This is a genomic window from Micromonospora maritima, from assembly GCF_902825405.1.
GTDB lineage: Bacteria > Actinomycetota > Actinomycetes > Mycobacteriales > Micromonosporaceae > Micromonospora > Micromonospora maritima.
Genome location: NZ_CADEAU010000146.1, coordinates 1 through 11494 on the forward strand (window position 1 = coordinate 1; position 11494 = coordinate 11494).

Genomic DNA, 11494 nt, shown 5'->3' on the forward strand with positions numbered 1-11494 from the left:
CCAGGAACGCCGGGTCGGCGGCCCGTACCGCCGCCGCCGCGGCCAGCGGCCCCTCCTCCCCCGCATCGAGCAGCCGCTCCTCGGCCGCGGCCCGCACCACACCCGGCGCGCTCCACCGCATGCCCAGGTCCCCCTCGACCGTGCGGGCCCGCCACAGCGTCCCGGCGACCTCCTGGCCGGGACCGCCGGCCCGCTCGTCCGGGGTGAGCACCGAGTACACGTCGGTGGTCGCCCCACCCACGTCCACCACCGCCAGGTCACCGCCGAGGGAGTCGGCGAGGACCTCCACCCCGGTCAGCACCGCGTCGGGCGTCGCCGCGCGCACCAGCCGCGCGAACCGGCTGCCCCGCGACAGCCGCTTGCCGCCGATGACGTGCCGCAGGAACACCTCCCGGATCGCCGCGCGGGCCGGCGCCGGCGCCAACACCCCGATGCGGGGCAGCACGTTGTCCGCGGCGGTCACCGGCACCCCCGCCGCCCCCAGCAGGGCGTACAGGTCGTCACGGACGTCGACGTTGCCGGCCAGCACCACCGGCACCCGCCAGCGCGCCCGCGCCAACCGCGTCGCGTTGTGGGTGAGCGTGTCGGCGTCACCGCCGTCGGTGCCACCCACCAGCAGCACCACGTCCGGGCGGGCCGCCCGCAACGCCGACAGGTCGGCCGCGCCGAGCCGACCCGCGGCCACGTGCACCACGTTCGCCCCCGCCGACAGGCCCACCCGCCGGCCCGCCTGCGCTGTCACCAGCGGCTCGTAGCCGATCACCGCCAGGCGCAGCCCACCACCGGCCGACGAGCACACGTACCACGGCACGTCGCCCACACCGGCCGACGCGGTGGCCGCACCGACCGCGGCGTCCAGGCCGTGCAGCACGTCCGTGCCGACCGTGGTCGGCGCGGACGCCGCGCCGACCAGCCGACCGCCGTCGAGGTCGACCACCGCCGCCTTCGTGTACGTCGACCCGACGTCGGCGCAGACCACGGCCCTCACGCGAAACCGTCCTGCGGGGCTCGCAGGGTCGGCTCGCTCCTCGCGCTCACGGGGCTGCCGTTTGTTCGCGACTGCGGGGCTCGCAGGGTCGGCTCGCTCCTCGCGCTCACGGAGCCGGTCTTCGTTCGCGACTGCGGGGCTCGCAGGGACGGCTCGCTCCTCGCGCTCACGGGGCCGGCGGCACGACCACGGTGCCGGTGGCGGTCACCGCGACGATCGGCTCGTCGAGGACCTCGGCGGCGGACCCGGACCGGTCCGGGCGGCCCCGGCACACCACCCGCGCGGCGAAGTCGATGGTCCGGCTGCGGGTGCCGACCCGGGTCACCGTGGCCACCACCTCCAGCACGTCGCCGGCCTTCATCGGCGCCCGGAACTGCACGTCGGAGTAGGAGGCGAACAGCCCCTCGTCGCCGTCGGTGCGGATGCACACCTCCGTGGCCACGTCACCGAACAACCCCAGCGCGTACGCCCCGTCGACCAGGTTCCCCGCGTAGTGCGCATGGGAGTACGGCACATACCGGCGGTGGGTGACGGTCAACCCCAGCCGGGGATCCTGCTCGCTCAACTGCTCGCCCTCCTGGCGGTGATCAACGCGTGGACGAGGTAGCTGGCGACCTCGCCCGGGGTGGTGCCGCGACCGAAGATCCGGTCGACGCCCAGCTCGGCGGTCATCGTCTCGTCGAACCGGGGCCCGCCGACGATCAGCAGGGGCCGCTTCCCGGCCGGCATGGCCTCCCGGAACGCCGCCGACATCTCCCGCGTGTTGTGCAGGTGCGCGTCGCGCTGCGTCACCACCTGCGACACCAGCACCGCGTCGGCCTTCTCCTGCCGGGCCGCCTCCACCAACTCCGGCACGCTGACCTGCGCGCCCATGTTGGTGACCTTCAACTCCCGGTAGTACTCCAGGCCCTTCTCCCCCGCGATGCCCTTGACGTTCAGGATCGCGTCGATGCCCACGGTGTGCGCGTCCGTGCCGATGCAGGCGCCCACCACCGACAGCTTGCGCCGCATCCGCTGCTTCACCACCGTGTTGACCTCCTTGGCCGACAGCAGCGGGAAGTCCCGTTCCACCACCTGCACCTGGTCCAGGTCCACCAGGTGGTTCACCCGCCCGTAGACCACGAAGAAGGTGAACCCGTCGCCGATGGGCTTGGCGTGCACCAGCATCGCCGGGTCCATGCCCATCTTGTTGGCCAACTGCACCGCGGCGCCCTCGGCCCGCTTGTCGTGCGGCACCGGCAACGTGAACGACACCTGCACCATGCCGTCACCGGTGGTGTCCCCGTACGGCCGAACGATCTTCTTCTCGCTCACGACGGCTGCTGCTCCAGGATCTCCGTGGCCGGGTTGAAGTAGTCGGCCTCGTGCTTCGCGACCCCGTCGAGGCCCTTGCCACGGTCCGCGGGCCGCTTCATGATCCCGAACGTGCCCTCGGCGATCGCCGTCAACAACGACTGCTCACCGATGCGCTCCAGCAGCTCCACCGCCTCACCGAGCACCCGGTGCGCCCGCTGCTGGATGAACCCGCCCGGCGCCGGCACGAAGTCCTCGTGCAACCCGCCCGCCGCGCCCAGCACGTACCGCACGTTCTGCAACGCGATGTCCCGGTCCGACAACCACGGCGTCACCACCGCCTCGGTCATCATCCCCACCAGCAGGATGCCCTGCCCCGTCATGGTCCCGACCAGGTTGAAGAACCCGTCCAGCAGGTTGCCTCGGAACACGTCCCCGGTCATGTGCTTCGTCGGCGGCATCCACTTCAACGGCGCGTCCGGGAACAACTCCCGCGCCAGCAGCGCGTGCGCCAACTCCAACCGGAACGACTCCGGCACCTCCGGGTTGATCTCGAACGCGTGCCCCAACCCCAGCAACCCGTCGGACAACCCCGCCTCGTGCGCGAAGAACTCGTTGAGCAACTGCGACACCGTCACCGTGTGCGCCTCGTCCACCGCGTCCGCGGTGGTCAGGTAGTTGTCCTCACCGGTGTTGATGATGATCCCCGCCCGCGCGTGCACCTGCCGGGAGAACCGCTGGTCCACGAACGTCCGGATCGGGTTGATGTCACGGAACAGGATCCCGTACATCGAGTCGTTGAGCATCATGTCCAGCCGCTCCAGGCCGGCCAGCGTCGCCATCTCCGGCATGCACAGCCCCGACGCGTAGTTCGTCAGCCGCACGTACCGGCCCAACTCCCGCGACGACTCGTCCAGCGCCGCCCGCATCAGCCGGAAGTTCTCCTGCGTCGCGTACGTGCCCGCGAAACCCTCCCGGGTCGCCCCCTCCGGCACGTAGTCCAACAGCGACTGCCCCGTCGACCGGATCACCGCGATCACGTCCGCGCCGGCCCGCGCCGCCGCCTGCGCCTGCGGAATGTCCTCGTAGATGTCACCGGTCGCCACGATCAGATAGATCCAGGGCCGCTGCTTCGGATCCCCGTGCCGCTTCACCAGACGGTCCCGCTCGGCGCGCCGCCTGTCGATCTGCCGCACCCCCGCCGCCACCGCCCGACGCGCGGCCCTACGGGCCGCCGTCGCCGCCTTCGCCGTCGGCTGCACGAACCGCACCGACCCGGCCGCCGCCTTCTGCGCCAGCAACGTCACGTCCGACACGCCCTCACGCGCCATCGCGTCGAACACCGGCACCGCCACCCCGTGGCCCAGCCCCACGTCCGCCACCACCGCGTCCACCAGACGGTTCACCCACGGGATGCCGTCCGGGTCCGCGCCGGTCACCCCGGCCAACCGCAGCACCGCCCGCTCCACCGACACCGTGGTGTGGCTACGCGCCAGATCCACCACCGGCTGCCCGGCCCGACGCGCCAACTCCCGCGCCCGCGCCACCAACGCCGGATCCAGCCCAAGCTTCCCTGTCACGAAGTCCCTTCCCGCTGATAGATCACGTCACCGCGCAACACCGTGGCCCGGCACACCGGCAGCGGCGTCGGATCCTCCGGACCCCGCGCCTCCGGGTCCTCCGCCTGCAACACCGGCAGACCCCGCTCCACCCCCGCCGGGGTGTCCCACACCGCGAACGTCGCCGGCGCCCCCAACGCCAGCACACCCTCGTTGTCCAGGTGCACCGCCCGCCAACCACCCCGCGAGTGCGCCGCGAACGCCGCCCGCACACTCATCCGCTGACCCGGGTTGTGGTGCGCCGCCGCCGCCCGCACCGACCCCCACGGATCAATCGGCGTCACCGGCGAGTCCGACCCGAACGCCAACGCCACCCCGACCCCGTGCATCGCGCCCATCGGATTCGACTCCAACGACCGGGCCAGACCCAACCGCGACTCGTACATCCGACCCGCGCCACCCCACAACCGGTCGAACGCCGGCTGCATCGACGCCACGATCCCGTACTCCACGAACCCGGCGATCAACCGCTTGCTCATGATCTCCGCGTGTTCCACCCGGTGCCGCGCCGCCCGCACCCGGTCGGTGCCCAACGTCCGCGCCGCCGCCGCGAACCCCTCCAGCACCGTGCCGATCGCCGCGTCCCCGATGGCGTGGAACCCGCCCTGCATCCCGTGCGCCGCGCAGTCCAACAGATGGTCACGCACCTGCTCCGCCGACACGTACCCGTGCCCGCACGCCCCCGGCTCACCGTCCAGGTACGCCGCCGACACGTGCGCCGTCCGCGACCCCAACGCCCCGTCGGCGAACAGGTCACCACCCGCGCCCACCGCACCCAGGTCGCGGGCCTTCGCCGCACCCAGCAGCTCACCCCAGTACCCGTACACCTCCGGCACCCCGGCCCCCGAGACCGCCAGCAGGCCGGTGAAGTCCTCCTCGTCGGAGATGTCCGGACCACCGCACTCGTGCACCGCCGCGACACCCAGCGACGCCGCGTGTTCGAGGGCCCGTCGCTGCGCCGCCACCCGCTGCGCCCGGGTCACCGACGCGAACGCCGCCGCCCGCACCACGTGATGCGCGTCGCGCCGCAGCCACCCCGACGCGTCGTAGCCGGCCGCCGACACCACCTCCGGGCACGCCGCCAGCAACGCCGCCGACACCAACGCCGAATGGATCGACGCCTGCGACAGGTACACCCGCCGTCCACCGGCCGCCCGGTCCACCACCGCCGCGTCCGGCACCACCGGCACCGCCCACGTCGACTCGTCCCAGCCGTGCCCCAGCACCACCGCGTCGCCCGGCAGCCCCGCCGCGAACGCCGCCACCGCGTCCACCAACTCACCGGCCGACCGCACCGCCGACAGATCCAGCCCCGACAGGGCCAGACCCGTGTCCGTCGCGTGCACGTGCGCGTCCACGAACGCCGGCGTCACCAGCGCCCCACCCAGGTCCACCACCCGGTCGGCCACCGGCGCGTCCGCGTCCGCACCCAACCAGGCGATCCGCCCGTCCCGCACCAGCAGCGCCGTCGCGCTCGGGTCGGCCGGACAGTGCAGCACTCCACCGCGGTACAGCGTCGAGGGGTTCGTCATGGCTTCAGTCTGCCGCCAGCCGCGCCTCGAACAGGCCGCGCACCCCCGGCTCGGCCCGCAACAGCTCCAACGCCAGCTCCGCGTGCCCCGGCACGTACCCGTTGCCCACCAGCATCGTCACGTCCGCCGCCAGGCCCTCCGCGCCCAACGCCGCCGCCGCGAAGCTCGTCGCCATCGAGAAGAAGATCACCGTACCGCCGTCCGCCGTGGCCAGCACCGCGCCGTGCTCACACCCCGGCACGTCGACGCACACCACCGTCACGTCCGCCGGCACACCCAACGCCGTGGTCACCGCCGTCGACAGGCCCACCGGATCCCGGGCGTCGGCCAACGCCACCACGTCGGCCAGCCCGGCCGCCGTCAGCGCGTCCCGCTCCGCCGCCACCGGCACCACCCCGACGGTACGGCCGGCGCCCGCCCGCCGCGCCGCGGCCAGGGACAGCGAACCGCTCTTACCGGCTCCGCCGATCACCGCCACCGACACCGGACGCGGATCACCCTCGCGCGAGCGCCGCGCCACCTGCTCGGCCACCACCCGCGCCGTCAACGCCGGCGCACCGCACACGTCCAGCACCGCCAGGGACAACTCCGGGTGCAGGTCGGCCGGCAGCACCGCCGCGATCGACCGCGCGAACAGGATCGCGTACCCGTCACACGGCACCTGCTCGCTGCGCCCGTCCCACCGGGCCAGGCCGTCGGTGATCGTCAATGGCGTCAGCGTCAACGACACCAACGTCGCCACCCGGTCGCCTGACCGCAACCCCAGCGGCGAGCGGCGACCCGCCTCCTCCACCGTGCCGATCAGCATCCCGCCCGACCCGGTCACCGGGTTCTGCATCTTCCCCCGGGTCGAAATGATCTCCAGCACCTCGGCGCGGACCTTCTCCCCGTCCCCGCCGTGCTTCTCCGCCAACTGCCGGAAACTCGCCGCGTCCAGGTTCAGCCGCTCGACCCGGATCCGCACCTCGTTCGCCGCGATCCGCGGGTCGGCGTCCAGCCGCCAGGCCGCCTGCGGCAGCACCCCCGCCGGTTCCACGACTCGGTGCAGACCCACCGGTGACGTCACGCCGACCCCCTATGTCCAGCCGCCCGAACCCCCGGTCAGGGCTCGCGTCGCGGGAAAACTTCCGGCAGACTAATTTCTTTACCGCAGATTTTCCAGTAGCGTTCGCACCCGCTGATCAACCGCACCGCACGACGAGGAGGGGCCGTGACCCAGACCCAACCGGTGGAGACCATCCCGACGTCCCGCCCCGCGCCCGTCGCCGTCCCCACCGCCGGACAGCCCTACGAATACCGGCGCGCGCCCCTGGTCGAACCCGACTGGACCCGCTTCCCCGGCTGGCGCCACGTCACCCGCGACCAGTGGGAGAGCGCCCAGTGGCAGCGCGTCAACTGCGTCAAGAACATCAAGCAGCTGCGCACCGTCCTCGGCGACACCGTCGACGAGACCTTCTACGCCGACCTGGAGGCCGACCAGAAGGCCCTGGCCACCATGTCCATGCTGGTGCCCCCGCAGATGCTCAACACCATGGTGCCGTTCGCGCCCATGAGCACCGAGGCACTGCTCGCCGACCCGGTCCGCCGCTACATGATCCCGGTCGCCTCCGACCGGCGCACCGACTGGCCCTCACACCCGTACGCCAGCCGCGACAGCCTCCACGAACACGACATGTGGGTCGCCGAGGGACTCACCCACCGCTACCCCACCAAGGTCCTCGCCGAGCTGCTCTCCACCTGCCCGCAGTACTGCGGCCACTGCACCCGCATGGACCTCGTCGGCAACTCCACCCCCGCCGTCGACAAGCTCAAGCTCACCCTCAAGCCGGTCGACCGCTACGACGCCCACATCACCTACCTCAAGGCCCACCCCGGCGTCCGTGACGTGGTCGTCTCCGGCGGCGACGTCGCCAACGTGCCGTGGCGCAACCTCGAGTCGTACCTGATGCGGCTGCTGGAGATCGAGACCATCCGCGACATCCGGCTGGCCACCAAGGCGCTCATGGGGCTGCCCCAGCACTGGCTCCAGCCCGACGTGGTCGAGGGCCTCGAACGGGTCGCCCGCACCGCCGCCCGCCGCGGCGTCAACCTGGCCATCCACACCCACGTCAACCACGCCCAGTCGCTGACCCCGCTGGTCGCCAAGGCCGCCCAGACCGCGCTCGACGTCGGCGTCCGCGACGTGCGCAACCAGGGCGTGCTCATGCGCGGCGTCAACGCCACCAGCGCCGACCTGCTCGACCTGTGCTTCGCGCTGCAGGGCGAGGCGGGCATCCTGCCGTACTACTTCTACATGTGCGACATGATCCCCAACGCCGAGCACTGGCGGGTCCCGGTCTGGCACGCCCAGCAGCTCCAGCACGACATCATGGGCTACCTGCCCGGCTACGCCACCCCGCGGATCGTCTGCGACGTGCCGTTCGTCGGCAAGCGCTGGGTGCACATGCTCACCGACTACGACCGTGAGCGCGGCATCTCCTACTGGACCAAGAACTACCGCACCTCGATCGAGTCCGCCGACCTGGAGGCGCTCAACAAGCGCTACGCGTACTACGACCCGATCGACACCCTGCCCGAGGCGGGCCAGTCCTGGTGGCACGCCCACCGCGACGACTGACCGTCGCACGCACACCGTCGCCCCCGCCGGCCCAGCCGGCGGGGGCGACGCGCGTCCGGGTCACTTCTCGAACGCGTCCTTGACGTCGCGACCGGCCTGCTTGACGTCCTGCCCGGCCTGACGCGCCCGCGCCGCGCTCTGCTCGCTGGCGCCCTCGGCCCGCAACCGTTCGTTGTCGGTGACGTCGCCGATGCGCTCCTTGGCCATGCCGCTCATCTCCTGGGCCTTCATCTTCGCCTTGTCGGTGAAGCTCATGTCGCCCTCCTCGTCAGCGTGCGGTTTGCCCTTGTCGCGTCCCCGGTGCCGGGCTCGACAAACGCCGTTGACCGGCGCACATCCCCTAAGGCATCCTAGGATAATAGGTCAGAACGGTTGCCGGTGCCGGCGCGACGGGCGTGGTTGACTGGGCGGGTGAACGAGATACTGCTGATCCGGCACGGCGAGACCACGTGGAGCGCCAGCCACCGGCACACCTCGTACACCGACCTGGAGCTGACGCCCGACGGCGAGCGGCAGGCCCGCGCGCTCGCTCCCCTGCTCGCCGGCCGGCGCTTCGTCCGGGTGCTGTCCAGCCCCCGGCAGCGCGCCACCCGCACCGCCCACCTGGCCGGGCTGACCGTCGACGCCACCGACCCCGACCTCGCCGAATGGCACTACGGCGAATACGAGGGACGCACCAGCGACGACATCCAGGAGGAGCGACCGGGCTGGAGCATCTGGACCGACGGCGGCGGCCCCGGCGGCGAGTCACCGGCCGAAGTGGGCGCGCGACTCGACCGGGTGCTCGCCCGGGTCGCGCCGCTGCTGGAACGGGGTAGCGTCGCGCTGGTCGGGCACGGGCACAGCCTGCGCGTGCTCGGCGCGCGGTGGATCGGCCTGCCCCCGTCGGCCGGCGGGCTGCTGCGGCTCGACACCGCCACGATCAGCGTGCTCGGCCACGAGCACGGCCGGCGGGTCATCCGGCGCTGGAACCTGCCGGCTCCGTCGCCGACCGGGCCCGACCCCGACCGGGCAGCTCGGCACTGATCCGCGGCGGGCGGTTCTCGTAGGGCGTGGACAGCACCACGGTGGTGCGGGTGGTGACGTTGGCCGAGGTGCGGATCTCCTGCAACAACCGCTCCAGGTCGGCCGGGCCGGCCACGCGCACCAGCAGGAGATAGAAGTCCTCCCCCGCGACCGAGTAGCAGGAGTCGATCTCGGGCAGGTGGGCCAGCCGCTCCGGCGCGTCGTCGGGCTGCGACGGGTCGAACGGCCGGATCGCCACGAACGCGGTGAGCGGCAGGTCCAGCGCCTCGAACGACACCCGCGCGGCGTACCCCTTCACCACGCCACGCTGCTCCAGCCGGCGGACCCGCTGGTGCACGGCGGACACCGACAGGCCCACCCGCTCGGCCAGGTCCGTGTACGACAGCCGACCGTCCCCGGTCAGCGCGGCGACGATGGCGCGGTCGATCTCCTCCACGCGGCGCAGCCTAGCCGCAAAAGCGCTCCCCCGCCGCACCCGGCCCGCCGGGGTGACGCTCAGCGCGCCGTCCGGTCGCGCACCGCGTCGGCGGCGTAGTTGAGCACCTCCGCCATGTCCTCCTCGTCCAGGAACGGCAGATCGGTGAGGATGTCGGTGACGGACATGCCCTCGGCCATCATGGCCAGCAGGGTGGCCACGGGGACGCGCGACTGCCGCACGCAGGGCGCACCCCCCATGACGTCGGGGTCGACGGTGATCCGGGGGAAGGTCACCGCGACAGGTTAGCCCTTGGCCAGGGCGCGCGAGATGACCAGGCGCTGGATCTGGTTGGTGCCCTCCACGATCTGGAGCACCTTCGCCTCGCGCATGTAGCGCTCGACCGGATGGTCGGCAACGTAGCCGGCGCCGCCGAGCACCTGCACCGCGTCGGTGGTCACCCGCATCGCCACGTCGGTGGCGAACAGCTTCGCCTTCGCCGCCTCGATCGAGTACGGCCGGCCGGCGTCGCGCAGCCGCGCCGCGGCCAGCATGAGCGCCCGGGCGGCGGAGATCTGCGTCGCGTGGTCGGCCAGGTTGAACCCGAGCCCCTGGAAGTCGATGATCGCGCGGCCGAACTGGCGGCGCTCCCGGGCGTAACCGACCGCGTAGTCCAGGGCCGCCTGCGCCAGCCCGACCGCGCAGGCGGCGATGCCGAGGCGACCGGAGTCCAGCGCGGACATGGCGATGGTGAAGCCGGCGCCCTCGCCGCCGATCAGCCGCTCGGCGGGCACCCGCGCGTCGTCGAAGGCGATCTGCGCCACCGGGGAGGCGTGCAGGCCCATGGTGCGCTCGGCGGCCTGCGGGTGGATGCCGGGCGTGGCCCGGTCGGCCAGCAGGCAGGAGATGCCCTTCGGGCCGGGCCCGCCGGTGCGGCAGAAGATGTTGTAGAAGTCCGCCACCCGGGCGTGCGTGATCCACGCCTTGGTGCCGGTCACCACGTACGCGTCGCCGTCGCGGACCGCCCGGGTGGTCAGCGCCGCCGCGTCCGAACCGCCCTGCGGCTCGGACAGGCAGTATGCCCCCAGCAGCTCCCCGCCGATCATGTCGGGCAGCAGCTTGCGCTGCTCGTCACTGCCGAACTGCGCCACCGGGTAGCAGGACAGCGTGTGCACGCTGACCGCCTCGGCCACGGCCAGCCACCGGCCGGCGAGGATCTCCAGCACCTGCAGGTAGACCTCGTACGGCTGGGCGGCGCCGCCGTGTTCCTCGGCGTACGGCAGGCCGAGCAGGCCGGCCCGGCCCAGGGTGCGCAGCACCTCGCGGGGGAACTCGGCGCGCTCCTCGAAACCGGCGGCCCTCGGGGCCAGCTCCCGGTCGGCGAGCTCGGTGGCGAGGTCCAGCAGGTCGTGGGCCTCGTCGGTGGGCAGGATCCGGTCGACGTTCATAGCGCGATGAGCTCCGTGGGGGTGGTGTTGAGCCGTTGCCCGCCGTCCGTCGTGCAGACGACGATGTCCTCGATCCGGGCGCCGTACCGCCCGGCGAGGTAGATCCCGGGTTCGACCGAGAAGGCCATGCCGGCCTCCAGCGGGCGCGGGTTGCCGGTCACCACGTACGGGTCCTCGTGGGTGTCGAGGCCGATGCCGTGCCCGGTGCGGTGCAGGAAGGCGTCGCCGAAACCGGCGGCGGTGATCATGTCACGGGCGACCGCGTCGAGGTCCTCGGCGGTCACCCCGGGCCGCACGGCCGCCACGGCGGCGCGCTGCGCGTCCCGCAGCACCGCGTAGAGGTCGGCGAACCCGGCCGGCGCGGGGCCGCCGGCGACGTAGGTGCGGGTGCAGTCGGAGCGGTAGCCCGACGGCATGGTGCCGCCGATGTCGACCACCACCGGCTCGCCGGCGCCGATCGGCCGGTCGGAGGTGCCGTGGTGCGGGCTGGCGCCGTGCGGGCCGGCGGCCACGATAACGAAGTCCACCTCGGCGTGACCGGCGGCGCGGATCGCGG

The 11494-nt window shown here is 72.8% G+C and carries 13 protein-coding genes; 2 read left to right on the plus strand and 11 right to left on the minus strand.

Annotation, left to right across the window (positions count from 1 at the left end):
* The 6 genes from HUW36_RS15440 to kdd all read right to left on the minus strand — a co-directional run.
* Positions 1–988: glutamate mutase L (locus HUW36_RS15440; protein WP_174528808.1), on the minus strand; the 988-nt coding region annotated here is incomplete at its 3' end.
* A gap of 166 nt (positions 989–1154) precedes the next feature.
* Positions 1155–1553, minus strand: coding sequence for a 3-aminobutyryl-CoA ammonia lyase (kal, locus tag HUW36_RS15445; RefSeq protein ID WP_174528809.1), 399 nt, complete (start codon positions 1551–1553; stop codon positions 1155–1157).
* Positions 1550–2302, minus strand: coding sequence for a lysine 5,6-aminomutase subunit beta (gene kamE / locus HUW36_RS15450; protein WP_174528810.1), 753 nt, complete (start codon positions 2300–2302; stop codon positions 1550–1552). The genes kal and kamE overlap by 4 nt, the downstream gene beginning before the upstream one ends.
* The gene (gene kamD / locus HUW36_RS15455) at positions 2299–3861 is read right to left on the minus strand and encodes a lysine 5,6-aminomutase subunit alpha (RefSeq protein WP_174528811.1); all 1563 of its coding nucleotides are present in this window, start codon (positions 3859–3861) and stop codon (positions 2299–2301) included. The genes kamE and kamD overlap by 4 nt, the downstream gene beginning before the upstream one ends.
* Positions 3858–5432, minus strand: a complete 1575-nt coding sequence (locus tag HUW36_RS15460) for an amidohydrolase (protein WP_174528812.1) — start codon at positions 5430–5432, stop codon at positions 3858–3860. The genes kamD and HUW36_RS15460 overlap by 4 nt, the downstream gene beginning before the upstream one ends.
* A 4-nt stretch (positions 5433–5436) precedes the next feature.
* On the minus strand, positions 5437–6498 hold the full coding sequence (gene kdd / locus HUW36_RS15465) for an L-erythro-3,5-diaminohexanoate dehydrogenase (RefSeq protein WP_484502591.1): 1062 nt from the start codon (positions 6496–6498) through the stop codon (positions 5437–5439).
* Between the two features lie 144 nt (positions 6499–6642).
* On the opposite strand from kdd, the gene HUW36_RS15470 reads away from it, so the two are divergent.
* A complete protein-coding gene (locus tag HUW36_RS15470) occupies positions 6643–8049 on the plus strand; it encodes a KamA family radical SAM protein (protein ID WP_098744863.1) in 1407 nt (468 codons plus the stop codon).
* A 60-nt stretch (positions 8050–8109) separates the two neighbouring features.
* Here HUW36_RS15470 and HUW36_RS15475 read toward each other — a convergent pair whose 3' ends face one another.
* Positions 8110–8304, minus strand: a complete 195-nt coding sequence (locus tag HUW36_RS15475) for a CsbD family protein (RefSeq protein WP_091574484.1) — start codon at positions 8302–8304, stop codon at positions 8110–8112.
* 156 nt (positions 8305–8460) lie between these two features.
* Here HUW36_RS15475 and HUW36_RS15480 point away from each other — a divergent pair, with 156 nt between their 5' ends.
* Positions 8461–9075, plus strand: a complete 615-nt coding sequence (locus tag HUW36_RS15480) for a histidine phosphatase family protein (RefSeq protein WP_174528813.1) — start codon at positions 8461–8463, stop codon at positions 9073–9075.
* Here HUW36_RS15480 and HUW36_RS15485 read toward each other — a convergent pair.
* From HUW36_RS15485 to HUW36_RS15500, 4 genes are all read right to left on the minus strand, one after another.
* Complete coding sequence (locus tag HUW36_RS15485) at positions 9005–9511, minus strand: Lrp/AsnC family transcriptional regulator (RefSeq protein WP_174528814.1); 507 nt, start codon at positions 9509–9511, stop codon at positions 9005–9007. The genes HUW36_RS15480 and HUW36_RS15485 overlap by 71 nt on opposite strands.
* Positions 9512–9570: 59 nt before the next feature.
* Positions 9571–9786, minus strand: coding sequence for a DUF433 domain-containing protein (locus HUW36_RS15490; RefSeq protein ID WP_091574488.1), 216 nt, complete (start codon positions 9784–9786; stop codon positions 9571–9573).
* 9 nt (positions 9787–9795) lie between these two features.
* On the minus strand, positions 9796–10938 hold the full coding sequence (locus HUW36_RS15495; protein ID WP_174528815.1) for an acyl-CoA dehydrogenase family protein: 1143 nt from the start codon (positions 10936–10938) through the stop codon (positions 9796–9798).
* A partial coding sequence (locus tag HUW36_RS15500; RefSeq protein WP_174528816.1) for a M24 family metallopeptidase occupies positions 10935–11494 on the minus strand: 560 nt, incomplete at its 5' end. The genes HUW36_RS15500 and HUW36_RS15495, both read right to left, overlap by 4 nt.

Bases quoted from the DNA above. Each gene is read 5' to 3' on its own strand.
- HUW36_RS15460 (WP_174528812.1), bottom strand. From the start codon at position 5,432: ATGACGAACCCCTCGACGCTGTACCGCGGTGGAGTGCTGCACTGTCCG.
- HUW36_RS15475 (WP_091574484.1), bottom strand. From the start codon at position 8,304: ATGAGCTTCACCGACAAGGCGAAGATGAAGGCCCAGGAGATGAGCGGC.
- HUW36_RS15495 (WP_174528815.1), bottom strand. From the start codon at position 10,938: ATGAACGTCGACCGGATCCTGCCCACCGACGAGGCCCACGACCTGCTG.